This window comes from Streptomyces albus subsp. albus (assembly GCF_000725885.1).
Lineage (GTDB): Bacteria > Actinomycetota > Actinomycetes > Streptomycetales > Streptomycetaceae > Streptomyces > Streptomyces albus.
Map to the genome: position 1 here is coordinate 347,031 of NZ_JODR01000016.1, position 24,911 is coordinate 371,941.

Consider the following 24,911-nt stretch of genomic DNA (forward strand, 5'->3'; position numbering starts at 1 on the left):
CGCGCCGTCGTCCCGGGCCGCCGCGAGCCGGCACCCGTGGTCGGCTGGTCCTCGTGGCGGGCTTGCCTTCGTTTCCTGTTCCGGGCCTGCTCCGAGCCCGGCCCCGTCGCCGGCCGGTCCTCGTCGTGGGTTCGCTGCTGTCCCTCGTGAGGGGCTGCCGCTCTTCTGGTCCCGGGCCCGCCCCGAGCTGGAAACCCGTGGTCGGCCGTCCCCCCCCCGGCACCTGTCGTCGGCCGTCGCCCCCGTCACGGGCTCGCCGCCGTCCTCCGGCGCGGGTTCCCCGGCACGGCTTCCCCGGCATCCGTCGTGCGGGTCTCAGTCGTCGCGCAGTCCCGCGGCCCAGCCCCGTACCTGCTCCATCGCCCGCATGGCGAGCCCGCCGCCGAAGGTGACCCGAGCGGCACCGGCCGCGGCCAGCTCTGCGGGGCCGGGGCCGCTGGGGCGGGCCAGCGCGTTGACGGGCACCTCCAACTCGCGGGCGAGGGCGGTCAGCTCACCGGGCGGCGCACCCAGCGGATACACCCCGTCCGCGCCCGCCGCCACATAGGCACGGCACCGCTCCAGCGCCTCCTCCAACGGACGGTCGGCCCCGCACAGATACACGTCCACCCGGGCGTTGAGGAACGGTCCGGGCCCCAGCGCCTCGCGCACGGCGGCCAGGAACTCCGCCTGCCGGCCCGTCTCCACCAGCCGGCCCGAGACCGAGTCCTCCAGGTTGCAGCCGACGGCACCCGTGCCCAGCAGCCGCTGTGCGATCTCGGCCGGCGGCAGCCCGTACCCCCGCTCGATGTCGGCCGTCACCGGCACCTCGACCGCCCGCACGATCCGCGCGACGGCGGCGAACATCTCCTCCGCGGGACACGCGCCGTCGGCGTACCCGAGCGAGAGGGAGACACCCATGCTCGGCGTGGCCAGCGCGGGGAACCCCGCCTCGGCGAAGATCCGGGCGCTGGCCGCGTCCCAGGGGCCGGGCAGCACCAGCGCGTCGCCCGGCGCCCGGTCGTGGTGCAGCCGCCGCAGCAGGGCGGCGGCGTCGGCGGGCGGCGTCACCGGGCTTCGCCGCCGGCGGCCTCGCGCAGGCTGTCCGGCGTGGTGCGCACCGCCACGTTGAACCGGTTCCAGGCGTTGATCGCCACGATCTGGCCCAGCAGCGCGGCCAGCTCCGGCTCCTCGAACTGCTCCGCCGCCCGCCGGTACACCTCGTCCGGCACGAAGCCGTCGGTCAGTTCGGTGACGGCCTCCGTCAGGGCGAGCGCGGCCCGCTCCCGCTCGTCGAACAGGTCACCGGCCTCCTCCCAGGCGGCGATCATGTCCAGCCGCAGCCGGCTGATCCCCGCCTTGCGGGCATCGGCCAGATGCATGTCGAGGCAGTAGGCGCAGCGGTTGATCTGCGAGGCGCGGATCTTGACCAGCTCGCCGACCACCGGATCGAGACCCGCCGCGGAGGCCGCCTGCTGGAAGGCGTACATGCCCTTCATCAGGGCGGGAGCGGTCTGCCAGATGTCCATGCGCTGTGTCGTCGTCATGGCCCCGAGCCTAAGCAGGAGTGGGCCACGCGTATGGTCCACTTTCATGGCAGATTCCTGGGCCACTTCCGGCAGCGACCTGCACCTGGACCTGGCCGTGACCAGCGGTCCCGGCGCCCGGCGCCCCCGCGCGGCCCTCATCGCGGCGCTCCGGGACGCCATCCGCGGCGGCCGGCTCGCCCCCGGCACCCGGCTGCCCTCCTCGCGGAGCCTCGCCGCCGACCTGGGACTGGCTCGCAACACGGTGGCCGGGGCGTACTCCGAACTGGTCGCCGAGGGCTGGCTGTCCGCACGGCACGGCTCGGGCACCCGCGTCGCACAGCGGGCCGAACCGGTGCCGCCCCACCCGGCCCGGCTGCCCGCACGCGGCCCGGCGTACGCCCCGGGGCGGGAACGCGGCACCACCGGCACCCCGCACCCGCGCCGGCCCGTCGTCCACGACCTGCGCACCGGCGCGCCCGACGTGTCCGCGTTCCCCCGCTCCGCGTGGCTGGCCTCGGCCCGCCGCGCACTGACCGCCGCCCCCGCGCCGGCCTTCTCGCACGGCGACCTGCGCGGCACCGCCGAGCTGCGGCACGCCCTGGCCGGCTACCTGGCGCGGGCCCGCGGTGTGCGGGCCGACCCCGAACGCATCGTGGTGTGCGCCGGTTTCGCGCAAGCGCTGACGCTGCTGGCACGGGTGGTACCCGGTGACATCGCCGTCGAGGAGTACGGGCTCTTCTTCCACCGCGAGACGCTGGAACCGCACGGGACGCAGACCCTGCCGCTGCCCGTCGACGCCCACGGCGCCCGCACCGAAGCACTCGCCGGCCAGGCCCGGTTCGCCTCCGTCCGCACGGTGCTGCTCACCCCCGCCCACCAGTACCCGCTCGGGATACCCCTGCACCCCGACCGCCGGGCGGCGGCCGTCGACTGGGCGCGGCGCCGCGGCGGACTGGTGCTGGAGGACGACTACGACGGCGAGTTCCGCTACGACCGCCACCCGGACGACTCCTGCGTGCTCAGGGTCGTTCACCGCGCCACCGCCGCACTGCGGACACTGCTTCATGAGGACTCCCTACGCGGCTACGTCGAACTCACCCAGCTTCGCACCACTCAGGAAGTCGTTCCACTCCTCCGCGCTGAACTCGACAGTGCCGCCGTTGACCGAGCTACGGACTGCCACCTTGCCCGGTACGTTGGTCGCCACCTCGACACAGCGGGGGTCGTTGTTGTTGTACTTGCACGCGCTAGACGTGCGGAATTCGAACTCCGGGATCGCTGTCATTCTGTGCCTCTCTGTTGAGTGGTGCACTGCGTGCCCCTTTGGTGCCCCAGCCCTGCCGTTCACCTGTCGGGGAAGCCGGAACCCGGTTATTGGCAGGGCTGGGAGATCAGAGGTTGCCTGTCGCTGCCATGGTTGGGATTGCTGCGCACAGTACCCAGACCACGAAGACGAAGATGCGCCGACCGTAACGGCCAATCACTTTTCCTTCTCCTTCTCGCGGCGATCGCGGCATGCGCAGGGTGGAGGCTGTGATCCAGGCGGGAAATAGACGACTCCGGAACGGGGGTCCTGCGCTCCGCCGTACTTCGTCCACCAGCCGTCAGGGCTTTCGGAATAGGGCGTTTCCGCAAACCGTTCATCGGTCACCAGGTCCGCCCCAATGAGTTGGACGAACGGTGGTTGAGTTCCGCCAGGCGCGAGCTGAGAGCGTCCGACTGTATGGCCGTGACCATGTGCCGAGGATGTACGTCCCACTCTCTGCCGCCGTTCAGCGGACGCACCTGGTACAGACTCCCCAGGCGATCCATGACCACGCCCACACGCCCCGTGCGCGCGTCCTTGACGACCTCACCTGGTTGCCACTCCTGCGGGTGTTCCCGGGCAGTTCCAGGGGTGTTCATGCGGTACCACTCCCTCACCCCGCTTGTCGCATGACGCTTCGTCACTTCCGAGGTAAGCAAGGGGGGTACGCGGTGACCACGGCAGAAAGGCCGCACTTTGGCCGCATCTTGGCCGCACTGCGGACCTGACCTGTGAGAAGGCGTACGCTGCCCGTGAAGCACCCCGGACGAGGGAGGGCTAGCCAGCGTGGCCAGCAAGCGGCAGAAGCTAGCGGAGCGCCGGAAGGCATGCGGGTACAACCAAGAGGAATTCGCCGAGGCTATCGGAGTTGACCGTTCGACCGTTCAACGGTGGGAGAACGGGAGTAATGAGCCTCAGCCTTGGTTGCGCCCCAAAATTCAGAAGATTCTCGGAATCACGTCGGCCGAGCTTGATTCATTGCTATTTCTGGATTCGCCGCAATCATTCACGATTTCAGTCGCCCAGGCGGCGGATGATGAGATTGAAGCTCTCGAATTGATCCGCCGAGTTTGTGCGAGTGATGTTGGCGCGGAGACACTGAGTGCTCTAGAGGGTGCTTTCGATAATCTGGCCATGCAATACCCGGTGTCGGCCCCGCATGTTCTACTCGAAAGCGTCAGGCGGCACTCGGCGTACGTCATGCACCTGATGAATGCCCGAATGACCCTAGCTGAGCAAAATCGGCTCTTCATGGTTGGCGGATGGCTGCAACTCCTAGCAGCCACATTGCATATCGACCTGCATCAAGACCGTGCGGCTTCCGCTCGTTTGAAGGCGGCTGCCACGCTCGCGCAGCATGCAGGAAGCAAAGAGATTGAAGCGTGGTGCTTTGAAACCGAGGCATGGCGCGTTCTCACCGATGGGAATTACCGTCGCGCTTTGGAGTTGTCGCAAGCAGCGCAGAAACTCGCACCCGTCGGAACGTCCGTCTCAATTCAGGCAACCGCCCAGGAGGGCCGCGCGCGAGCACGTCTCGGGGAGGCGAAAGAGACATATTCTGCCGTCGATCGAGTGCGGAAAATGTCGGCAAGTCTGGTTCCGCATAAAGGGACGGAGCATCACTACCAATACGATCCGGCTAAATCTTTGGCCTACACTGCTACAACTCTGGCATGGGTTGGAGACCCCGCAGCGGAAAACTACGCACGTGAAGTAATTGCACGCTTGTCGCCAGCGGAAGATATTCAGAAATGGCCAAGGCGAGTAGCCTCAGCGAATATTGATCTAGCTTTGACTCTTCTTGGTGGGGATCGACTGGACGAGGCGTGCTATGCGGCGCAGCGGGCAATACTGTCCGGGAAAATTGTGCCGTCGAATCATTGGCGCGCCCTTGAAGTGGTGCAGGCGGTAGAAGCCAAACGGCTACCCGAAGCGGCAGATTTGCGGGACGCCTTTCAAGGAATGAAGAGGCAAGCCGAACTCGAATCCTGAATTTACCAGTTCAGAATCCGATGCCAGGGTGCGGCCCGCTGGTTCCCTAGCCGACTTGGCCCCCACAGGCTCAGGCGGTGGACGCCAGGCGTCAGGGGAAGGAGACCAAGCCCCCAGCCGAGCCGCAGCCCAAGCCGTCAGACGTGCCGCCAGCCGAGGGCACGGGCGGAGTAACTTTTCTTCACTTGCTCAAGGGGCGCGCCTTCGGCGCGCCGCCCGGTGCGGCTCTAGCCGCTCCGGCCAGGCGTGCGGCCTTCGGCCGATCCTGTCCGGGCGGCCCGCCGCCCGGGCGTACACGCGGCCTCCTTGAGCCGTCAGAGGGTTACACGTCCAGCCCCAGGCCGCCGGGCCCTCTGAGGCCAGTGCAGCCGCCCCGAGGGGCCTTTGGCCGCCTTCCCGGTCCCTGGGCCCACGCCGACCGCTGGAAGGGGCCTCAGCGGCTTGCAACGCGGGCGGCCAATGCCCTCGCCTCTACTGGTAGTTGGCACCGGTCGCCGGACGCCTTTCCGAGGGGCGTGGCGAACGCTAGGGATCTACTTGCGCAGCGTGGTACAAGGGGCGCTACGGCGCGCCCCTTGACCCCGCCCGAGCGGCACGTCCTCAAGCGCGAATGCAGGTTTCGTAGTGGCTAAGGCCCGTGCGCGCTTGAGGACGTGCCGCCTGTGAATTCACCTGCGGCCAAAACCGGGTGACCGTAATTCCGACCCCCGTCAGGTATTGCTGACTGTTACGCAGCGTTTGGCCGCCCTTCCCAAATGTCTTGCAGGGCACCCTTTCTCTGGGCGGGATACGAGTAATCGTCAGAGCCGTCGGCCCACTTAATGTTGACGCGGCTCCAGCCGTCGAATCGTGCGCCCTGTTTAGGTGCGCGAGTGACAAGAATGCGATCTATAGCGAGACCCACTAGTTCGCGCTTCAATTCGGGATTGGCGTCCCGCCACTTCAGCCGCGCCCAGAGCGGGTTTGTCAACACCGCGAAATCAAGACGGCTTTCCCCTGAAAGGGTGTTGAGTTGTTCCTGTGTCGTTTCCAGCTTTGCTTCTGCCTCTCGCACCAGTCGCGGAAAGTGCTTTCCCATTGCTCCTGAATAAAGCCCTGCCGCCCGATCGTTTGCGAGCTGTTCGATTGCCGCTTCTGCCGCTTTCACCGCAGCCACGGCGTCGTCATATTGTGCCGTGCGCTTTGGTTGAGTGAGAGCTTGCCAACGCTCCGCCAAAATTCGCACCAAGGGGTCATCAGGACTGGCGTTTGTGAACCTGCTGAGCCAGCGCATTGCTACATACTTTTCAATCGCAGTGCACCACGCCGAGGCAGGCGTAGGGCATTCGCCGCCCGCAGCCCGGAGCTGACAATTGTAGGACTTCCCATCGGCATTCATCCGGTGCCCGCAATGAGCACACACCAGGCGTCCGACGAGCAGTTTTGACGGCCTGCCCGGGCGCCTCTTACCCGGGAGGATCTGATGCCCGCTCAGTACCCTACGAGCCCGGTCTGCGAGTTCAGCGGGGATCATCTCCGACATGTCTGCCGCCACCTGCACACGTTCCCCGGCATCGTTGTAATAGAGCGTCGGGCTCTTGTGCGACTTACCCCCCGGGCTGACAGTCAGCCACCCCTCATAAACCGGGTGAATGACAATGGCCCGAATGGCGTCTGCGCGCCAGCCTTTACCCGTGGCGGTCTTGATCCCCTCGGAGTTAAACCGGCGAGCCAAAGCGCGTGCGGATACCCCTTCGGCAATGGAAGTGAAGATGCGGACAACAATGTCCCACGGGCAATAGTCTTTGCCTTCCACGAGTTTCCGATTGGGTGACAGTTTGCGCGTCGTCTTGTCGGCGACGAGCCCGAACGGTGCGCGAGACAGCCAACGCCCCTCGTTCCGTTGGCGCTTCTTGGTCTGTCGCACGTTGTACGAAAGGCGCACCGAGTATTCGCGGGCGTTCTCCGCACGGTCGATGATCCAACGCCTGTCCCGCTCATTCATGGAATCCAGACGTTCGTAGTCGAAGATGACCCGTGCTTTTCCGAGAATGGGTACGACAGCCTCAGCCCCTTTGCGGCTGAGTCGGTCAAGCGCGTAACACCAGAGCGCGGGTACTTCTCCGTTGAGAACGGCCGCCATTGCCGCGTCGTATTTGGGGCGCTCTACGTCATCCCATGCCGACAGGTTCTCTTTCCAGACCTTGCGGACGCGGTAGCCGTTCTCTTCGGCCCAGCGTCGGCCCCGCTCTTCCTGAGCCCGGAGCGAGAGCGCTTGCTCACCATCGCGAACGATCTTGGACTTCCTCAACAGCAGGTCTACTTCTGGCCTGTTCTCCTTCTTCTCCCCGTTGGTAGCCATGGCATCCAACCTTCCGACCAGCGGGAACGGCCCGCAACCGAATAGATCCCAGGGTGTTGGACCTACTCCGGTCGGCGCCCTCCAGGGCCTCGACCCCGAACGGGTCGTCTACCTCGGCACCTCCAGCAAGGCGCTGGCCCCCGCGCTGCGCCTGGCCTGGATGGTGCTGCCCGACCGGCTGGTGGACCCCGTGCTGGCCGCCAAGACGCCCGCCGAGTGGACCACCGGCGGTCTCGACCAGCTCACCCTCGCCGACTTTCTGGAACGCGGCGCCTACGACCGCCACGTACGGGCCATGCGGCAGCGGTACCGGGCACGGCGCGACCGGCTCGTGGAACGGCTGGCCGAACGGGTGCCCGGCGTACGGGCCACCGGCATCGCCGCCGGACTCCACGCCGTCCTGCGGCTGCCGCCGGGCTCCGACGAGACGGCCACGGAAGGGGCCCTGCGCCGGGCGGGAATCGGCCTCGACACGCTCTCCGCCTACCGCCACCCGGCCGCGCCGTCGGCGCGCCCGCACCCGGCCCTGGTCGTCGGCTACGGCACCCCCGCGGCGGTGGCGCGGTGAACGACCCTGAGCACGCAGGAGTCGTGCGCTGCCTGTCGTGCTGGCACGTGTGGTCACTGCCGCGGGAGACAAGCTGCCCGGGGCGTCTGCCTCGTCTCATGCCCGCACTGCGCGTGCTGAGCGGGCACCGGCGCCTCGGCCGCTAGGAAAACCGCTCAAGGCCCCGCCCGCGCACCGCCGTTCCGCGGCACGTGGGGCGGGGCCGCTTGCTCAGTCGTTCGGAGACCGACCCCTCACTCCGAGGGGACCCCGACGGGGGCCGTGCCCGTGCCGTTCGGGTCCGTCTCGTACGAGAGCGTCAGCCGTGGCGGTAGGCACCACTCGCCGTAGAGGAGCATGCCGTGCTCGTCGCTCCAGCGGTGGGCACCGGCCAGTGTCGGCGTGCCGGGCGGGATGCCGAGGTGGCCGGCCTCCCGTTGGTCGGCTTCGCGCGCGTGCATGTCGTCGCGGGCGTAGGCGGGCGTGCGGCCGGTCGCTTCGAGAACCTTCGGAAGCAGGCCGTGCACCTTGCCGGGAGCCGTGCTGAGCAGGTCGGGCACGAGCGCGGCGAAGTGAGCGGGGTACCAGTCGACCGCCAGCATCAGCCGGGTCCTGCCCCGTCCGACGACGTACTCCCTCCTGACGACCTGGTCACCGTGGTCGAGGTCGAAGATCTCCGCGACGTACAACGGCGGCACGACCAGTTCCGCGGCGGTGACGACCGCCGACTCACCGCCCGTCAGCACACTTCCGGTCCGCCGGGCGAGACCTGCTCGCTCCGAAGGGGTGAGGCTGAGCGGGGCCTCGTCGGCGACGAACGTGCCGCGGGGCGAGGTCCGTACGACGCCTTCCACCACGACTTGCCCGAGAGCGCGCTGCGCCGTCGCGCCTGCGCAGCGGTACGAGGCCGCCAGTTCCTTGACGGGCGGCAGCTTGTCGCCGGGCCCGAGCTCACCGGACAGGATCCGGTCCCGCAGTTCCGCCGCGATGTCCATGAAGCGCTGCTCTGCCATGGCAGCACGCTAGTTGGTGACCTAGTTCACCGAAAGACGGCAACTGTGAACTAGTTCTTCCCGTTCGGGTGAATGAGTTCGACGACTCCGCCCAGTGACCTAGTTCTGCGTCATAGTGACCTAGTACACACTGGCCTCGGCTCTCCGAACGAGCCCTCTGACAGGAGGAGCGGCGCATGAGCACGGAGAAGGACCCCCTCTTCCCGGATGACCTGCGGCTGTTGCCGTGGGTCACCGATACCGGCAAGCCCTGCTATCTGTCCGCCGCGCCCGGGGGCGGCGTGCTCTCCGCGCTCGCGGACCGCACCGAGAACCGGCAACTGCGCGCTGCGGCGGAGGTGTTGTGCGAGGCGCGCCGCGTCCTGGCGGACCCCGCCGCTGGAGCGCTCGCGCTGCGGCTGACGCTCACGGCGAGCGCCCGAGCACTCGCCGACACGCTGCGGGTCGCCCACAGCCGGGGCCTGCGCCTGGGCGCGGAGGACGAGGCCGATCAGGGGTGAGGGCCCGGCCCGGAGCACCGGGGCGCCGTCACCAGCCGGCCGGCCGCCAGGGCCCGGCGCTCACGACCGGTACGCGCCCAGCGGGCCCGGCCTGGGGTTCGGCATGATCGGGGAGTCGGGAAAGCGGAGTGGGAGGGGAGTGGAGCGTCGTGGCACGACTGCGGTGTGCCCTGGTGGACGACTTCCAGGGAGTGGGGACGACGGCGGCGGACTGGAGCCCCGTCGCGGACGAGGTGGAGGTCGTCGGCTTCCGGGAGCACCCTGCCGACGAGGACGCGCTCGTCGCGATGCTGGCCGGTTTCGAGATCGTGGTGACCCTGCGGGAACGGGTGGCGTTCCCGCGGACCGTCCTCGAACGGCTGCCCCGCCTGCGGCTGTTGATCGCCTCGGGGATGCGCAACAGCGTCATCGACTACGCGGCGGCGAAGGAGTGCGGGGTGACGGTGTGCGGCACGGCAAGCTCCTCCACGCCGCCGCTTGAGCACACCTGGGCCCTGCTGCTGGGGCTGGCGCGCGGTATCGGTGTGGAGAGCGCGGCCGTGCGCGAGGGCGGGCCCTGGCAGCAGACCGTCGGGGCCGATCTGCACGAGCGGCGGCTGGGGCTGCTGGGGCTGGGGAAGATCGGCGGGCGGATGGCGCCGGTCGCCGCCGCCTTCGGGATGGACGTCGTGGCCTGGAGCCGGAATCTCACCCGGGAGCGGGCCGACGAGGTGGGCGCCGTTCGGGCCGCGTCGCTCGGCGAACTGCTGGAGACCAGCGATTTCGTCTCCGTCCATCTGGCCCTCAGCGATCGCACCCGGCATCTCATAGGCGCCGCGGAGCTGGCCCGGATGAAGCCGAGTGCCTACCTGATCAACACGTCGCGGGCCGCCATCGTCGACCAGGACGCCCTGCTCGACGCCCTCCGCGACGGGACCATCGCCGGTGCGGCCACCGATGTCTTCGACACCGAGCCGCTGCCCGCCGGCCATCCGCTGCGCACCGCGCCCCGGCTGCTGGCGACCCCGCACCTGGGCTACGTCACCCGCGACAACTACCGCCGCTACTACGGCGATGCCGTCGAGAACATCCGCGCCTACCTGGACGGCTCCCCCCTGCGGCTGCTGCCCTGAGCGCGACGGGGCGGCGGGGCGGCGAGGCGGCCGGGCGGCGTCGCGGGGTTGCGGTACCGGGGTGGTGCCGGAACCCCGCGAGGCCGGTGGGAGGGTCAGCCCGCCAGCACCGTGCGCAGGCGGTCCAGGCCCCAGTCGAGGTCCTCCTTGGTGATGACCAGGGGCGGGGCCAGCCGGATCGTGGAGCCGTGGGTGTCCTTGACCAGGACGCCCTCGGCCATCAGCCGCTCGGAGATCTGGCGGCCGGTGCCGTAGGAGGGGTCGATGTCCACGCCGGCCCACAGGCCACGGCCGCGCACCTCGCGCACGGCACCGGACGGCAGCAGTTTCAGCTCGCGGTGCAGGTGCTCGCCCAACTCCTGGGCCCGCTGCTGGTATTCGCCCCCGCGCAGCATCTCGAGCACCTCCAGCGCCACCGCGCAGGCCAGCGGGTTGCCGCCGAAGGTGGAGCCGTGCTCGCCGGGACGGTGGACGCCCAGCACCTCGCGGGAGGAGACGACGGCGGACACCGGTACCACCCCGCCGCCCAGCGCCTTGCCCAGCACGTACATGTCGGGCACGACGCCTTCCTGCTCGCAGGCGAACGTCGCTCCCGTGCGGCCGAGGCCGGACTGGATCTCGTCGGCGATGAACAGCACCCCGCGTGCCCGGGTCAGCTCCCGCACGCCGGCCAGATAGCCGGGCGGCGGCACCAGGACACCGGCCTCGCCCTGGATCGGCTCCAGCAGCACCGCGACGGTGTGCTCGCCCACGGCCTCCTCCAGCGCCGCCAGGTCGCCGTACGGCACCGTCCGGAAGCCCGGCGTGTACGGACCGTGGTCGGCGCGGGCCTCCTCGTCCGTGGAGAAGCTGACGATGGTCGTCGTACGGCCGTGGAAGTTGTTCTCCGCGACGACGATCTCCGCGCGGCCGTCCGGTACGCCCTTGACCCGGTAACCCCACTTGCGGGCCGTCTTGACGGCGGTCTCCACCGCCTCCGCGCCGGTGTTCATCGGCAGCACCATCTCCATGCCGCACAGTGCCGCCAGTTCCTCGGCGAACTGCGCGTAGCGGTCGTGGTGGAAGGCGCGGGAGGTGAGGGTGACCCGGTCGAGCTGGGCCTTGGCCGCCTCGATCAGCCGCTCGTTGCGGTGCCCGAAGTTCAGGGCGGAGTAGCCCGCCAGCATGTCGAGGTAGCGACGCCCCTCGACGTCGGTGACCCAGGCGCCGTCCGCGGTGGCGACGACGACCGGGAGGGGGTGGTAGTTGTGCGCGCTTTTCTCGTCCGCGGTCGCGATGTGCTGCGCGCTCGCGGTCCCTGCGGCCGTCGACGTGGAGCTTGACGTGGAGAGGGTGGACATCGTCGTCTCCGTTCCTGCGTGCGTACCGGTGCCGTCCGGTGGGGCGGCACCTTTCTATCTTCCGTCGCCCGCCGGCGGGCGGAGCCCCCTTCGGGGGACCGGCCCGGTGAGGAGGTGCGCGGGTGTGGGACGTGTGCCCGGTGGCGGGGCGGGAGCCGCCCCGTGGGGCACCGGCGCTCCCGGGTGGCGTGCGGCGGCGGCCCGTGCGCCGGTGGCCCGGCCAGCGCCGGTCCCGCCCGGGGGCGCCGTACGGCGGGTCACGGGGGCGCCGCGGCGGGGCGTGCGCCCGTGGTGCGCCGGGCGGGGTGAGGGGCACAGGACCCCGCGCCCGGGGCGCGCCGCCCGTGCGACACCTCACCCGGAACGGGGTCACCGGTGGGTGTCCGTACCTGAGAGAATGACCGCATGGCCAATGATCGTCCTCGTGTGCTGTCCGGTATCCAGCCCACCGCCGGTTCGTTCCACCTCGGCAACTATCTCGGTGCCGTACGCCAGTGGGTGGCGCTCCAGGAGAGCCACGACGCCTTCTACATGGTCGTCGACCTGCACGCGATGACGATCCCGAAGGACCCCGCCGAGCTGCGGCACAACTCGCGGATGGCCGCGGCCCAGCTGCTGGCCGCCGGGCTCGACCCGGAGCGCTGCACCCTCTTCCTCCAGAGCCACGTGCCCGAGCACACCCAGCTGAGCTGGATCGTGGAGTGCCTGACCGGTTTCGGTGAGGCGGCCCGGATGACGCAGTTCAAGGACAAGTCGGCCAAGCAGGGCACCGACCACACCAGCGTGGGCCTGTTCACGTACCCGGCGCTGATGGTGGCCGACATCCTCGTCTACCGCGCCCAGCAGGTCCCGGTGGGGGAGGACCAGCGCCAGCACCTGGAGCTGACCCGCACCATCGCGGAGCGTTTCAACAGCCGGTACGGCGAGACGTTCCCGGTGCCGGAGGCGTACATCCTCAAGGAGACGGCGAAGATCTACGACCTCCAGGACCCGGCGGTCAAGATGAGCAAGTCGGCCTCCACGCCCAAGGGCATCATCGAGCTGCTGGACGAGCCGAAGGCCACCGCGAAGAAGATCAAGAGCGCGGTCACCGACACCGACACCGTCATCCGGTTCGACCGGGACAAGAAGCCCGGCATCAGCAACCTGCTGACGATCTACGCGACGCTCACCGGCGCGGGGATCCAGGAGCTGGAGGACAAGTACGCGGGCAAGGGCTACGGTGCGCTCAAGACGGATCTTGCCGAGGTCGTCACCGAGTGGGTGACGCCGTTCCGCTCGCGGACGCACGAGTTCATGGACGACCCGGCGCAGCTGGACAAGATCCTGCTGGACGGCGCGGAGAAGGCCAGGTCGGTGGCGGCCGAGAACCTGCGGACCGTCTACGACAAGGTGGGCTTCGTGCCCGGCAGGCGGTGAAGGGAGAACCTATGGGCGCGGGAGCGACCGTCACCCTCGGCGTTTCGCTCGCCGTCCCGGAGCCGTACGGCACGCTGCTCCAGGCACGGCGGGCGTCCTTCGGCGACGCCGCCGCCCATGGCATCCCCACGCACATCACGCTGCTGCCGCCGACCGAGGTGCCCGCCTCGGCGCGGCCGGCGATCGAGGCCCATCTGGCGGGTGTCGCCCTCGCCGGGCGGGCCTTCCCGGTGCGGCTGTCGGGCACGGGCACGTTCCGGCCGCTGTCGCCGGTGGTGTTCGTGCAGGTCGCCGAGGGCGGCGCGGCCTGCGCGCGGCTCCAGGAGCGGGTGCGCGACCCGCAGGGCCCGCTGGCCCGCGAACTGCCGTTCCCGTACCACCCGCATGTGACGGTGGCGCACGGCATCCCGGAGCCGGCCATGGACCGGGCCTTCGAGGAACTGGCCGATTTCGAGTGCTCCTGGACGGCCGGCGGGTTCGCCCTCTACGAGCAGGGCGACGACGGGGTGTGGCAGCTCAAGCGGGAGTTCCCGTTCGCGACCGGCCCGCTGGGGCAGGGCGGGACGTACACCGAGAAGCCGCTGGCACCGCGGCTGCCGGCCACCCAGGCCTGCCGCCCGCCCCATGTGCGGCGCAGCGCGCTGTACCCGTCCGCGACGCTGTAGGCCGGCTTCGGCCGGATGACGCGCGGCACGGCCCGGGCGCGCGCCGCCGGGCAGGACCTGGGCCGATTCGCCGCCGCGGTGGCTGGATGGCGCCGCGGCGGGGCACTGGGCAGATGTGGAAAGACTGACGAAGCTGCCGTATGTGGGCCCGCTGCTGGCATGGGCGACCACCACCCGCCTGTGGCGGATCTACGCACACCTCGACGCCCGTAAATGGACGCGGCTGGCTGCCGCGATCACCTTCACCAGTTTCCTGGCGCTCTTCCCGATGATCGCGGTGGGTGCCGCGGTGGTCGCCTCGCTGCTGCCGGGCACCGAGACGCGGCGGCTCCAGCACACCCTCGCCGACCAGGTGCCCGGCATCTCGGACCGGCTGGAGATCCAGTCCCTGGTGGACAACGCGGGCACCGTCGGCCTGGTGGCCGGCGGCGCGCTGCTGGTCACCGGCGCCCGCTGGGTGGGGGTGCTGCGGGAGAGCCTGCGCGCGGTGTGGGACCTGGCGGAGGACCCCGGAAACGTCGTCCTGCGCAAGGCCACCGACCTGGGCATCCTGCTGGGCCTCGGCCTGGTGGGGCTGGTCTCCTTCGGCGGGTCCGCGTTCGCGGTGACCGCCGTCACCTGGGCCGCCGAACAGCTCGGACTGGCCGAGGGCGGCGTGGGGACCGTGCTGCTGCGCACGGCCGGTTACGCCGCCGCCGTCGCCGCGGACTTCCTGCTGCTGTGGTACGTCCTCACCCTGCTGCCGCGGGTCCGCCCGCCGCGCCGGGCGACGCTGGCCGCCGCCCTCCAGGGGGCCGTGGGCTTCGAACTGCTGAAACTGCTGCTCGGCGGCTACCTGCAACAGGTAGCCGCCAAGAACGTCTACGGTGCGTTCGGTGTGCCCGTCGCACTGCTGCTGTGGATCAGCTTCATGACCAAGCTGCTGCTGTACTGCGCCGCCTGGACGGCCACGGCCCCCGTACCGGGCGCGGCCCCGGGGAGCGGGCAGCCCGTCCGGGACCTGGCCGAGGGCGGCGACGAGGCCGCCCCCGGCGCGGACCGCGTCAGTGCCGGCGACGCCGCGCCAGATCGGGCAGCGGCCAGCGACGGTGCACCACGTACGCCACCAGACTCAGGACCACCAGGACGCCCGCGGTGATGCCCAGCGCCGTCCCCGCGCCGCCCGAGGGCTTGCTGTGGGCGTGTGCCGCCGCCCGGTCGGCGGAGCCGCCGGCCTCGCCGCCCTTGCCGTGCGGCGCGCCGCCGCCGTTGGCGGTGCTGCCGGGTGCCACCAGTTCGCCGACCGGCTCCACCTTGCCGCCGGCGGCGAAGCCCCAGTCCAGCAGCCTGGCGGCTTCCTTGTAGACGCCGTGCGCCTCCTGGCCGTCCGGGTGCATCACGGTGACCAGCAGGACCCGGTTGCCGCGCTGGGCGACGCCGGTGAAGGTGTTGCCCGCGTTCGTCGTCGACCCGTTCTTGACGCCCGCGATGCCCGGGTACGGCTCGATGCCCACGTCACCGGTCAGCAGCCGGTTGGTGTTCTGGATCTGGAAGCTCTCCCGCTTGGTCTCGCCGTTCTTCTTCTTTTTCGTCTCGCCGGGGAACTTCGCGGTGGCGGTGGCGGCGTACTCGCGGAAGTCCTTGTTCTGCATCCCCGCGCGGGCGAACAGCGACAGGTCGTACGCCGAGGACAGCTGGCCCTTGCGGTCGTAGCCGTCGGGGCTGACCACCTTCGTGTCGTCGGCGTGCAGGATGCGGGCCCGCTCGTTCATCTCCTCGACGGTCTTGTCGACACCGCCGTTCATGGCCGCCAGCACGTGCACGGCGTCGTTGCCGGAGCGCAGGAAGACGCCGAGCCACAGGTCGTGGACCGTGTAGCTCTCGCCCTCCTTGACGCCGACGAGGCTGCTGCCCTCGCCGATGCCCTGCATGTCGGAGGGGACCACCTTGTGGGTGCGCTCCTTGGGCAGCTTGGGCAGCACCGTGTCGGCGAACAGCATCTTGAGGGTGCTGGCCGGAGGCAGCCGCCAGTGCGCGTTGTGCGAGGCGAGCACCTCGCCGGACTCGGCGTCGGTGACGATCCAGGAGCGGGCCGAGACCTTGGTGGGCAGCTTCGGGGCGCCCGGCTTGAGCTTCACCTGGGTACCGGGGCGGCCCAGCTGGGAGCCGCCGACCGTGGACATCCGGGCGGGCGGCCTGGGCTCCTTGGGGGCGCCCTTCGGGGCCTTGCCGTCGGCGTCGTCGGCGTGTGCGGGCAGGGCGGCCGGGACAGTCAGCAGCGAGAGCGCGAAGGCCGCGGAGGCGAGCAAGGTCGCACGGCGTGCGCGCGGGGCGCGGCCCTGGGCCGGGCGCGCGGCGCGGTCTGAATAATGCGAAGAGATGGGCACCCTGTGAACGTACAGGGACAACCGGGGAATGTGGACGCCGAGCCCCTGCACGGGGGTGCGCGGATAGCCCGACCCGACCAGTCCGGTACGCCAACAGGAGGCCCCCGGCGAAGCCGGCGGGGCGGCCGGGACGAGCCCGGCCGGGGCGGGGGAGGGCCCTGGGGACCCACACGGCACGGCGGTCATACTGAACACCATGCACGACACCTCCACGGCACCCCCCGCCACGGGTGCCGAGCGCGCCCCGCGGCGGCCGGGACTGGTGCTGTCCCGGCGCGTCTCCTGGTTCCTGCTGGCCTTCGGCGTGTGGTCCTGGTTCGTCTGGATCACCTTCGTGAAGAACCTGTGGAAGGACAGCAGCGGGCTGGCGTTCGACGACGCCGGCGATCCGACCGGTTATTTTTGGATCCATCTGCTGCTGGCGATCACCTCCTTCCTGCTGGGAACGGCGATCGGCCTCATCGGCCTCAGAGGGCTGCGGGCGGCCCGGCGCGGCTGAGCCATCGGCGCGGGACGGAGCGCCGGCGGGGAGAACGAGGGGGAGGGTGGGCCGTGACGTCCGCTGTTGTCGTACTGGTCGCGCTGGCCGTGCTGGGCCTGCTGGCGGGCGCGCACCTCTATCTGTGGCGGCGCTTCGTCCGCGATGTGACCGCACCCGGCAGCCCGTGGCGCCGCGTGGGTGCGGTCGCGGCGGTCGTGCTGCCGCTCACCTCCGTCGGCGCCCTGGTCGCGGGCCGCTCCGGCGTCCCGTTCGCCGTGGAACAGGCACTGGCCTGGCCGGGGTACCTGTGGCTGGCCTGCCTGCTGTATCTGCTGCTGGCGCTGCTGGCCGGGGAACTGGTGCGGTGGGTGGCGGCCCGCACCCCGTGGGGCGTCCGGCGGCGCACGGCGACGGCCACCGGGCCCGCGCCGCAGCCCCCCGCACCGGCCGAGGCGGCCCCCGTCGGCGCGGCCACCGGCACCACTGACGCCGCCGGCACTGTCGGCACCGCTGACGCCGCTGGTACCGCCGGCACTGTCACCGCCGCCGTCACGGGTGGCGGAACCCCGGACGGCGCGACCGCAGCAGCCCCGAGCCCCACCGACGCCGCCCCGCACGGCACGGACCGGGCGGCGGACCGCGATCCGGAAGCGACGGCAGGCCCCCGCACGGGCTCCGCGCCGCAGCCCGAGGGGGCCGGCTCCCTCACCGTCCCGCTCTCGGCGCCCCTGCCCGGCCGCCGCGTCTTCCTCGCCCGCACCCTCGCCGTCACGGCCGCGACCGTGGGACTCGGCACCACCGCCGCGGGGGCCTGGAGCGTGCTGAACGGGCCGACGCTCAAGAAGCTGACCGTGCCGCTCGCCAAGCTGGGCAGACGCGCCCACGGGTACCGGATCGCGGTCGTCAGCGACATCCACCTCGGCCCCACCCTGGGCCGGGCCCACACCCGGCGGATCGTCGAGACGATCAACCGCACCCAGCCGGACCTGATCACCATCGTGGGCGACCTGGCGGACGGCACCGTCGCCGATCTCGGGCCGGCCGCCGAGCCGCTGCGCGAGCTGCGCTCCCGGCACGGCGCCTACTTCGTGACCGGCAACCACGAGTACTTCGGCGACGCCCACGCCTGGCTCGACCACCTGCGCGAGCTGGGCGTCCACCCGCTGGAGAACGCCCGGCGCGAGCTGCCCGGCTTCGACCTGGCCGGCGTCAACGACATCCAGGGCGAGGACCAGGGCGAGGGCCCCGACTACGCCAAGGCGCTCGGCGACCGGGACACGGCGCGCCCCGTCGTGCTGATGGCCCACCAGCCGGTGATGGTCCACGAGGCCGTCGAACACGGCGTGGACCTCCAGCTGTCCGGCCACACCCACGGCGGCCAGCTGTGGCCGGGCCCCTACCTGGCGGCACTGGCCAACCCCACGGTCGCCGGCCTGGACCGCTACGGCGACACCCAGCTCTACGTCACCCGGGGCGCGGGCGCCTGGGGCCCGCCGGTGCGGGTCGGCGCGGAGTCGGACATCACCGTGGTGACCCTGGCGAGCGGCGACTAGGGACCTCCTCCGGAGCACCTCGCCGGCCGATCGAGCAACACGGGCCTGGGGGGGCCGGGCCGATGCGGGCCGTCCGAGCGCGGATGATCCGGCACCGACGGTTCGGTCTTCGACCATGGGCGTCAGCCAGCGAAACCGTCAGCAAACGATCAGACGAGCGGCGGCAAACGGGCCGGGGGCTGCCGCTGCGTCCCGTCGCTGTTGCCGGACCTCGACGGACGTCCCGGCATCGCCGGCTCCCAGCGGCGCCGGGACGGGCTGGGAGCACGGTGCACACTCGTCCGCAGGTCCATGAAGGCACACAGGGCCGTAAGGGACGATGCGACCGCGAAGGCCCGGACGGTTCACCGCACCGGCAGCAGGCGATCCCTCTTCCCCCGGCTTTTTCCGGCGGCTATTTCCGTCACGGGAAACGGGCGCAATACGGGCACCGAATCGCGGAGAACGGGCAATGCGCCTGTTCATGCGAGATTTCGGTGGGGGTGTATCCGCAGTGGCGCGACGGTGAAAAGCCGACAGTTTCCGGAGGTTCGTCGGCATTTTTTCAGCAAGTCCCGAGCTGTCCTCCAGAGGGTGTCAGACGGTCTTTGCATGCCTCAAACACGGCTGTTGAGCGTGCGTTGACTGTGTGCTTGACTGCGCATGCGTCGAAGGCGATTTCCGCAGGTGTCGTCCGTCGCCGGTCGATTCCTGCCGGGCAGCCACCTGCCCGGTGGTTTCCCGGTCACCCACCCGGCGAGGCGCACTATTCGGTGCCGCAGCCGGGCGATCGGTGAAATCGCGAATGGAATCGTGACGAAAAATCCAGAACTGGAGAAAGAATGCGCACGATGAAGCGTAGGGCTGCGATCACCGCGGCTGGTCTGGCGGCGGCCGTGGGCGTCTCCGTGCTCGGTGCCGGTGCGGCATCGGCCGCGTCGGGCGGCTTCACGCCCCGGCAGGGCGTGATGGGCGATGGCAGCTACCGCGCCTGTCTCGAATACGGCAACACGATGGCGCAGATGGGTGCGCTGCGGGGCTTCACCTGCACGCCGCAGGCCGACGGCAGGTACTACTTCCGCTGGTACTGATCGATTTCCCTCCCCGGGAGCCCTGACGCGGACGTCGCCGGGGCCTCGTAGGGCAGGGTGAGCTCCGGGCCCGCCCGGGCAACGGCTGATGCGATGACAGGTCGGTCGCCGTGCCCGGGCGGGCCCTTGTGCTGTGCCCGGCCGGATGCGTGCGGGCCAGCTCTGTCGCGGAACGCGCTGGTCGTCGCCGCTCAAGGGTGCGATCGGCGCACTTGCTCCATGGCGCTCGGCCGGATCACCGTGTCCGGCGGCGACCGTGCGACGCCGCGTCCACTCCGCTACGTCCAGCGGCTGACGACTGCCCTTCCGCCGGACACGTCCAGCCGCGCAGGAGCCCGCGCGGGGATGGGGGCTGGGCTCTCCGGTGCGACCGGATCGTCAGGTGCCCCCATCCTGGCTATGCGAGGGCACCGACGCGGTGAGCGAACGCCCGCACGCCGGGGAGGGTGCGGTCGTGCCGCATCAGGTCGGCGGCCATGGTTCGGACCGAGCCGCGGCGTACCTCCTGCGGCGCTGCTTGCTCGGCGGCCAGAAGTGCCCGGTAGCAGCGGTCGGGCTTGCCCCATTGGCCGAAGGCACGGGCGACGTCGATCCAGTACCGGCCCTGGCGTTCGGTGGTGGGGAGGGCGGCGGGATCGATGCGGCGTGCGTGTGCGATGGCTTGGCCGGCGTCGCCGAGCAGGTGGCTGATCGAGACCTGGTGCAGGAGAACCTGGCTGGGGCCGAAGACGGTGCCGCGTAGCAGTGCGTCGTGGCCGAGTTGCCCGGCGGTGGCTTCGGCTTCGGCGATGAGGGCGTGTGCGGTGTGCCGGTCGCCTTGTTTCGCTGCGGTGTAGGCGGCGGTGGCGTACAGGTTGCCCTGGACGGAGAGCCGTTCGGTGACGTCACAGGTGCGGTCGGCGGTCAGTTGCCGGGCGGCGGTGACGGCGACGTCGGTGGCGCGTGAGTGGTGTCCCTGGCGGCGCCAGGCGGAGGAGACCATGCGGTGGGCTTCGGCAACGGTGAGGGCGTCTGCGCCGCTGAGGGCCGCAGTGAGGGCGCGGTCGGCGGTGACGGCGGCCAGGCCGTCTTCACCGAGCTTGATGCAAAGCCGGGTTGCGGTGGTGTAGAGCTCGGCGACTGCGGTCGCCGCCTGCTCCGGGTGCCCGTGGGCGCCGAGGGCCTGGGCGAGGGCGATCCGGGCCGGGAGCGCGCGGGCGAGGGTGTCGTAACGGCAGGCGCTGAAGTCGCCTCGGGAGGCGCTTACCGCTGCTGTGACGGCCGACGGTGTGGGATCCGGGATGGGGTGGACGTGCTGCCGGTGGAGCAGAAGGTCTTCCAGGCCGGACAGGCTCGGCTGTGCCGGGGCATGGGCGGCGGCCGGCGGCCCGAGGACCGTGCTGGTGGTGGCTCCGGCCAGTCCTGCCAGGAGCTTTCGGCGTCGCACCGCGTCGTCTCCCTCTTCGCCGAACAGGGTGTGCCTACCCACCCTAGTGTCGTCGGTTCGCTCAAAGGCGGCTCGCTGCTGTCGCGGCGCGAGGCCGAGCAAGTGCGGAGGGATGTCGAGGCAGGCTGCGAGCTTCTGGAGCAGCAGCACGTCTCGCATGGGTTGTTTGCCGCGTTCCATCCGGGACAGGGAGGCTGCGGTATAGCCGACCTGCTCGCCCAGTTCGGCGAGCGTGACGTCGGCCGCGCGGCGGGCCAACCGGACGATCGCCCCGGCATTGCGGCGGGCGAGCGCGTCACGCATGGCCGCTGAACGCCAGAGCGGATGGGTGTTGTCCACGGCTCACCTCCTGCTGGGCTCATTGTCCCCGTCAAACGCCCTTGCAGTACGCGGAGTTGCAATCCGTTTACGCCCCCTGCAAACCGTGTGCGCGCCGAGAGGCTGACCCTCCCATCGCCGGGCGGGCTGCGGTGTTCTCGTGACCACGACGGCGCGCAACGGAGCGGGCCGCAACCGACCCCGGGAGGAGAGCGAGATGAAGGAGACCCGAGCAGCCCGAGGTGTATGGGCATCGGTCACGCACGCGACGCCACTGAAGCAGGACGCGACGTACGACCACCGTGCCCAGCAAGCCGTCCTGGCCATCGAGGTTCACCACACCGACGGCCGGACCGTTCATTCGGTGCTGGTCCTGACCCCGAACCAGGTGGAGCTGTACGCGATCCAGCTCGAGCAGATCATCGCCAAGCGCGAGCAGGCCCGCCAGACCGGCCGGTGACACCGCACATTTCGCCATGACACGACATGGAGGCACCGTGCACGACACTCAGTTGAACGAACTCGCCGGACGGAACGTGCTGGTTACCGGAGGAGCCGGGCTGATCGGCAGCCGTATCGCCGCCTGCCTGCGCCAGGTGGGAGCCCGGCCGATCCAGCTATGCACGTTGGAGGCATACCCCTCGCACACCTACCGCGACCTGTTCGGGATCGACCCCACCGACTCGGACCTCATCGTCGGCAGCATCCAGAACCCGGACGTGGTCAGGAAGGCGGTGGCCGGGGCCGACTACGTGATCCACGCCGCTGCCCTCGCCGACGTCGCCGCCTGCACCCGCGAGCCCACGGCGGCCATTCACACCAATATCACCGGCACCCAGGTACTGCTCGGTGCGGTGGCTGCCTGCGACCGGGTCCGCCGCCTCGTCTTCGTCTCCTCGGCCAGCGTCTACGGCAACGGCAACCCGGAGAACTGGGCACGCCCGTGCGAGGAATACCGGACCGTGCGCAAGCTGCTGGAAGCCGTATACGGGAATGTGCCGCCGCAGTTCCACGAGCACACGCCACTGCGGCCGATGTCGGTCTACGCCAACACCAAGGCCTGGGGCGAGACGCAGACTTCTCTCACGCTGGGCGCCGTGGGCACCTCATACACGGTCGTGCGGTACTTCTCCGTCTACGGAGAGCCGCAGGTCATCAAGGAGAACAGCCACTCGTGGGTCGTGGCCTGGTTCGCCACCCGCGCCGTTCTGGGGCTGCCCCTGCACCTCAATGGCGGCGGCCACCAGGTCCGGGACCTGGTCCACGTCGAAGACATCGCCGCCGCCACGGTGCGGGCCCTTGTCGCCCCGCGGGCCCACAACGAGACGATCAACATCGGCACCGGCACTCCCACCAGCATCCGCACCGTGGCCGAGCTGGTCGCCGAGCGGTACCCGGGCACGCGGTTCGTGGAGACGCCGATGCCACCCGGTGACCCACTTGGCGGCTACGCGTCCACCCACCGCATGGAAGCGGTGCTCGGCTGGCGGCCCGCGATCACCGTCAAGCACGGAGTGGCCCGCTACGCGGACTGGCTGGACAAGACGCCCGAGGCGATTCCCGCGTGGCTTCGGGCCGAGTCCGAGGCCGCGACCGCCTGATCAGATGACCGGAGGCCGGCCCAGACGGGTCATCCGCCACACCGTGGACCAGCGCATCGGCCGGCGGGGCGGGCACGGCGTGCGCAGGCCTTCGGCGAACCCGCCGAACCATGCCCTCAGCCCTGCCGCCGACCGGGTGCGGGCCACGGTCATCACTGTCCAGACGCACAGGTAGGCGGGGACGAGGAGGGCGGGAAGGCGCCGTTTGGCCAGCCAGACCCGGTTACGGGCGACCATGCGGTAGAAGACCGCATGCCGGGTCGGCGACGTCCACGGATGCTGGAGCACCAGCTCCGGCTCGTAGAGCACCTTCCAGCCCGCGTCCAGTGCCCGCCAGGCCAGGTCGGTCTCCTCATGCGCGTAGAAGAAGGGCTCGGGCCACCCACCGATCTCTTCCAGCATCCGCATCGACAGCCCGTGCCCGCCGCCGAGGAACGTCGTCACCGGCCCGCCCCGCATCGGATTCGCCGCCCGCAGACGCGGAACGTGGCGGCGCTGGGTACGGCCGTGTTCGTCGGCGATACGGAAACTGACCACGCCAAGCCGCTGGTCCGACGCGTACAGCTCAGTGAGCCGGGTGAACACGTCTGTGCTGATCAACAGGCCGTCATCGTCCAGGTCCACCACCACATCGACGTCCCCGGACTCTCGCAGCCGGGCCAGTGCGGCATTCCGGCCACCGGCCACCCCCAAGTTCTCCGGCAGCTCGACACCGTCCACCCACTTGGGGAGGGGCGGCAGCGGCGAGCCGTTTCCGACGACCACCACACGCGTCGCAGGCGTGTCCTGCCCGGCGACCGACTCAAGGAGGTCGGCCAGCTCGGCGGGCCGCGTGCCCATGGTCAAGATGGCGACGCCTACGCGCGGGTGACGCACGGATGAACACTCCGTTCCTCGGGTCCGGTGCTGGTGATGCTAGCCGCCCGGGGAACGGCTACGGACCATACACAGGAAGGCCACCGATGCCCACCATCCGCCTCGGCGACTACCTCACCGCTCCCACCAGCGGAATGCTGGACGGCACCCTCTACGAACACCTGGAGAAGAGCGAGCTGTCCGAGTTCCTCGCGCTCTGGGAGGACGGGCACCGCCAGGCCCTCGCCCGGGTCTCGCACCGCATTCACCCCACCGCGCAGATCCACCCGACTGCGATCATCGGCGACAACGTGATCGTCGGCCCCCGTGTGCGCGTGTGGGAGTTCTCCACCGTCCGCGCCGGCTCCGTACTCTGCGCCGACGTCTCGGTCGGCTTCAACTGCGAGGTCACCCGCTCCTTTCTCGGCGAACGCGTCGTCCTCGGCCACCGCATCGGTATCAACCGCACCCTCGTCGGAGCCGACGCCCACCTGTCCGCCAACCTGACCGTCGCGGCCATCAGCATGTGGAGCCCTCACATGAGCAACCCTGAACGGGAGATCATCCTGCGTACTCCCGACGGCCTCTACCGCTGTGGCACACCGCAGTTCGGCGCCCTGATCGGCGACCGGGTCCAAACCGGCAACAGCATCAGCCTCGGCCCCGGCCTCGCCCTTGGCCGCGACTGCCGGGTTGCCAGCGGCGTCACCCTCGCCGCACGCACCATCCCCGACCGCAGCGTGATCACCTCTCCTCACACTTCTGACGTCAACGTCCGACAGCGACCCGCACATCGCGGCAGGACCAACGCGGGAGCATGAAGCCACGAGCCCACTGTCCCACCAGTCACCCGCAGAGGGTGGAGACCCACCGCGCTCGGCGCGGCGACCGTGCAGTTCGTCAGGTGAGTGCATCAACCCTCCGTTGCCGACGGCATCTTGAAGGTAAGACGGGGTGCATTCACCGGGTCGGCCATGCCTCTCTCGCCGAGCCGGAGGTAGCGGTCGGCCCGCCGGTGGGCGGTGGTCGGCGAGACCTGGCTCACCCGTCCACAACCTGACCAGACAGAACAATCAGCCCGCGGGCGGTGCTGCGGCGTGGACCGCGTCCGGGCCGGGCCGGTGCCGGAGGGGCGGACCGGCACGCGGCCCCGACCGGCCGCCGGCACGCGGAGGTCACCACGTTCCTCAAAGCGGCCGGAAAAAATCGCGGGGCTCCGTGAACTTTTTCGGTCGCGGTGTGATCGAACCTCTGCGTAAGGGGCCGTGCCGGGCCTCCGCGGATTCCGGCACGGGACGCCGGGGCCTTCCCGAACGCCCCGGCGACGCGCACGCACGAGAGGGAACACATGCGCAAGATGAAGCGCGCGGCCATTGTCGGTGCCGGTCTGCTGGCCTTTTCCGGCCTCGCCGTCGGAGCCGCCCAGGCCGATGTCCCCCGCCCCCCGGGGTTCATGATCGGTGACCAGTACAAGGAGCCGAGCGCGGACGAGTGCATG

At 70.3% G+C, this 24,911-nt stretch carries 21 protein-coding genes and 2 pseudogenes; 14 read left to right on the forward strand and 9 right to left on the reverse strand.

The genetic code is table 11. The features are described from left to right. Window positions 1-315 precede the first annotated feature (315 nt). Together IO40_RS0119780 and IO40_RS0119785 are read right to left on the reverse strand one after the other, a co-directional pair. Window positions 316-1,050: an isocitrate lyase/PEP mutase family protein gene (locus tag IO40_RS0119780; protein WP_031175838.1), complete on the reverse strand. Its 735-nt coding sequence runs from the start codon at window positions 1,048-1,050 to the stop codon at window positions 316-318. Beyond that, complete coding sequence (locus IO40_RS0119785) at window positions 1,047-1,526, reverse strand: carboxymuconolactone decarboxylase family protein (protein WP_031175839.1); 480 nt, start codon at window positions 1,524-1,526, stop codon at window positions 1,047-1,049. The genes IO40_RS0119780 and IO40_RS0119785 overlap by 4 nt, the downstream gene beginning before the upstream one ends. Before the next feature lie 46 nt (window positions 1,527-1,572). Between IO40_RS0119785 and IO40_RS0119790 the strand changes: the two are divergent. Continuing rightward, window positions 1,573-2,511: pseudogene (locus IO40_RS0119790) on the forward strand (aminotransferase-like domain-containing protein); the annotation flags it as partial. Between the two features lie 72 nt (window positions 2,512-2,583). Here IO40_RS0119790 and IO40_RS37050 read toward each other — a convergent pair. Continuing rightward, window positions 2,584-2,793, reverse strand: a complete 210-nt coding sequence (locus IO40_RS37050) for a DUF397 domain-containing protein (protein ID WP_016469314.1) — start codon at window positions 2,791-2,793, stop codon at window positions 2,584-2,586. Between the two features lie 807 nt (window positions 2,794-3,600). Here IO40_RS37050 and IO40_RS36015 point away from each other — a divergent pair. Then, on the forward strand, window positions 3,601-4,806 hold the full coding sequence (locus tag IO40_RS36015) for a helix-turn-helix transcriptional regulator (RefSeq protein WP_016469312.1): 1,206 nt from the start codon (window positions 3,601-3,603) through the stop codon (window positions 4,804-4,806). A gap of 727 nt (window positions 4,807-5,533) precedes the next feature. On the opposite strand, the gene IO40_RS36020 is transcribed toward IO40_RS36015, so the two are convergent. Further along, on the reverse strand, window positions 5,534-7,147 hold the full coding sequence (locus IO40_RS36020; RefSeq protein WP_078565719.1) for a recombinase family protein: 1,614 nt from the start codon (window positions 7,145-7,147) through the stop codon (window positions 5,534-5,536). 67 nt (window positions 7,148-7,214) lie between these two features. Between IO40_RS36020 and IO40_RS0119805 the strand changes: the two are divergent. Next, window positions 7,215-7,715 (forward strand): annotated as a pseudogene (locus IO40_RS0119805) (aminotransferase class I/II-fold pyridoxal phosphate-dependent enzyme); the annotation flags it as partial. Window positions 7,716-7,948: 233 nt separating this feature from the next. On the opposite strand, the gene IO40_RS0119810 reads toward IO40_RS0119805, so the two are convergent. After that, on the reverse strand, window positions 7,949-8,707 hold the full coding sequence (locus IO40_RS0119810; RefSeq protein ID WP_041969045.1) for a GntR family transcriptional regulator: 759 nt from the start codon (window positions 8,705-8,707) through the stop codon (window positions 7,949-7,951). A 176-nt stretch (window positions 8,708-8,883) separates the two neighbouring features. Between IO40_RS0119810 and IO40_RS0119815 the strand changes: the two genes are divergently transcribed. Together IO40_RS0119815 and IO40_RS0119820 are read left to right on the forward strand one after the other, a co-directional pair. After that, entirely contained in the window at window positions 8,884-9,207 is a 324-nt protein-coding gene (locus IO40_RS0119815; protein WP_016469316.1) for a hypothetical protein, read from the forward strand. Window positions 9,208-9,356: 149 nt separating this feature from the next. Then, window positions 9,357-10,319 (forward strand): D-2-hydroxyacid dehydrogenase family protein, encoded by a 963-nt coding sequence (locus IO40_RS0119820; protein ID WP_016469317.1) that lies wholly within the window; start codon window positions 9,357-9,359, stop codon window positions 10,317-10,319. A gap of 95 nt (window positions 10,320-10,414) precedes the next feature. Here the strand turns inward: IO40_RS0119820 and rocD are convergent, their stop codons facing one another. Then, window positions 10,415-11,659 carry an ornithine--oxo-acid transaminase gene (rocD, locus tag IO40_RS0119825; protein ID WP_031175843.1) on the reverse strand — a complete coding sequence of 415 codons (1,245 nt, stop codon included), beginning with the start codon at window positions 11,657-11,659 and terminating at the stop codon, window positions 10,415-10,417. 405 nt (window positions 11,660-12,064) lie between these two features. Between rocD and trpS the strand changes: the two genes are divergently transcribed. The 3 genes from trpS to IO40_RS0119840 all read left to right on the forward strand — a co-directional run bounded on the left by trpS (window position 12,065) and on the right by IO40_RS0119840 (window position 14,881). Next, complete coding sequence (gene trpS / locus IO40_RS0119830) at window positions 12,065-13,078, forward strand: tryptophan--tRNA ligase (RefSeq protein ID WP_016469319.1); 1,014 nt, start codon at window positions 12,065-12,067, stop codon at window positions 13,076-13,078. 11 nt (window positions 13,079-13,089) lie between these two features. Continuing rightward, entirely contained in the window at window positions 13,090-13,743 is a 654-nt protein-coding gene (locus tag IO40_RS0119835; RefSeq protein WP_016469320.1) for a 2'-5' RNA ligase family protein, read from the forward strand. A gap of 115 nt (window positions 13,744-13,858) precedes the next feature. Further along, the gene (locus IO40_RS0119840) at window positions 13,859-14,881 is read left to right on the forward strand and encodes a YihY/virulence factor BrkB family protein (RefSeq protein ID WP_016469321.1); all 1,023 of its coding nucleotides are present in this window, start codon (window positions 13,859-13,861) and stop codon (window positions 14,879-14,881) included. Here IO40_RS0119840 and IO40_RS0119845 read toward each other — a convergent pair. After that, window positions 14,787-16,307 (reverse strand): D-alanyl-D-alanine carboxypeptidase family protein, encoded by a 1,521-nt coding sequence (locus IO40_RS0119845; protein ID WP_234336609.1) that lies wholly within the window; start codon window positions 16,305-16,307, stop codon window positions 14,787-14,789. The genes IO40_RS0119840 and IO40_RS0119845 overlap by 95 nt on opposite strands. 61 nt (window positions 16,308-16,368) lie before the next feature. On the opposite strand from IO40_RS0119845, the gene IO40_RS0119850 reads away from it, so the two are divergent. The 3 genes from IO40_RS0119850 (at window position 16,369) to IO40_RS0119860 (ending at window position 19,213) form a co-directional block, all read left to right on the forward strand. Then, complete coding sequence (locus IO40_RS0119850; protein WP_031029748.1) at window positions 16,369-16,608, forward strand: SCO4848 family membrane protein; 240 nt, start codon at window positions 16,369-16,371, stop codon at window positions 16,606-16,608. Window positions 16,609-16,661: 53 nt separating this feature from the next. Further along, a complete protein-coding gene (locus IO40_RS0119855) occupies window positions 16,662-18,143 on the forward strand; it encodes a metallophosphoesterase (protein ID WP_031175845.1) in 1,482 nt (493 codons plus the stop codon). A gap of 830 nt (window positions 18,144-18,973) precedes the next feature. Continuing rightward, window positions 18,974-19,213: a hypothetical protein gene (locus tag IO40_RS0119860; RefSeq protein WP_225842930.1), complete on the forward strand. Its 240-nt coding sequence runs from the start codon at window positions 18,974-18,976 to the stop codon at window positions 19,211-19,213. 397 nt (window positions 19,214-19,610) lie between these two features. On the opposite strand, the gene IO40_RS0119865 is transcribed toward IO40_RS0119860, so the two are convergent. Beyond that, window positions 19,611-20,978: a helix-turn-helix domain-containing protein gene (locus tag IO40_RS0119865; protein WP_016469326.1), complete on the reverse strand. Its 1,368-nt coding sequence runs from the start codon at window positions 20,976-20,978 to the stop codon at window positions 19,611-19,613. Window positions 20,979-21,174: 196 nt separating this feature from the next. Here IO40_RS0119865 and IO40_RS0119870 point away from each other — a divergent pair, with 196 nt between their 5' ends. Further along, on the forward strand, window positions 21,175-21,417 hold the full coding sequence (locus IO40_RS0119870; protein WP_016469327.1) for a hypothetical protein: 243 nt from the start codon (window positions 21,175-21,177) through the stop codon (window positions 21,415-21,417). A 37-nt stretch (window positions 21,418-21,454) separates the two neighbouring features. After that, on the forward strand, window positions 21,455-22,558 hold the full coding sequence (locus IO40_RS0119875) for an NAD-dependent epimerase/dehydratase family protein (protein ID WP_016469328.1): 1,104 nt from the start codon (window positions 21,455-21,457) through the stop codon (window positions 22,556-22,558). On the opposite strand, the gene IO40_RS0119880 is transcribed toward IO40_RS0119875, so the two are convergent. Next, window positions 22,559-23,434, reverse strand: a complete 876-nt coding sequence (locus tag IO40_RS0119880) for a glycosyltransferase family 2 protein (RefSeq protein ID WP_016469329.1) — start codon at window positions 23,432-23,434, stop codon at window positions 22,559-22,561. A gap of 86 nt (window positions 23,435-23,520) precedes the next feature. Between IO40_RS0119880 and IO40_RS0119885 the strand changes: the two genes are divergently transcribed. Continuing rightward, entirely contained in the window at window positions 23,521-24,234 is a 714-nt protein-coding gene (locus IO40_RS0119885; protein ID WP_030407449.1) for an LbetaH domain-containing protein, read from the forward strand. The last annotated feature ends 677 nt before the right edge of the window (window positions 24,235-24,911 follow it).

Coding starts and splice junctions, on each gene's coding strand:
- IO40_RS0119785 (WP_031175839.1), bottom strand. CDS start 1,526: ATGACGACGACACAGCGCATGGACATCTGGCAGACCGCTCCCGCCCTG.
- IO40_RS37050 (WP_016469314.1), bottom strand. CDS start 2,793: ATGACAGCGATCCCGGAGTTCGAATTCCGCACGTCTAGCGCGTGCAAG.
- IO40_RS36020 (WP_078565719.1), bottom strand. CDS start 7,147: ATGGCTACCAACGGGGAGAAGAAGGAGAACAGGCCAGAAGTAGACCTG.
- IO40_RS0119810 (WP_041969045.1), bottom strand. CDS start 8,707: ATGGCAGAGCAGCGCTTCATGGACATCGCGGCGGAACTGCGGGACCGG.
- IO40_RS0119815 (WP_016469316.1), top strand. CDS start 8,884: ATGAGCACGGAGAAGGACCCCCTCTTCCCGGATGACCTGCGGCTGTTG.
- rocD (WP_031175843.1), bottom strand. CDS start 11,659: ATGTCCACCCTCTCCACGTCAAGCTCCACGTCGACGGCCGCAGGGACC.
- trpS (WP_016469319.1), top strand. CDS start 12,065: ATGGCCAATGATCGTCCTCGTGTGCTGTCCGGTATCCAGCCCACCGCC.
- IO40_RS0119835 (WP_016469320.1), top strand. CDS start 13,090: ATGGGCGCGGGAGCGACCGTCACCCTCGGCGTTTCGCTCGCCGTCCCG.
- IO40_RS0119845 (WP_234336609.1), bottom strand. CDS start 16,307: ATGGTGTTCAGTATGACCGCCGTGCCGTGTGGGTCCCCAGGGCCCTCC.
- IO40_RS0119860 (WP_225842930.1), top strand. CDS start 18,974: ATGAAGCGTAGGGCTGCGATCACCGCGGCTGGTCTGGCGGCGGCCGTG.
- IO40_RS0119870 (WP_016469327.1), top strand. CDS start 21,175: ATGAAGGAGACCCGAGCAGCCCGAGGTGTATGGGCATCGGTCACGCAC.
- IO40_RS0119885 (WP_030407449.1), top strand. CDS start 23,521: ATGCCCACCATCCGCCTCGGCGACTACCTCACCGCTCCCACCAGCGGA.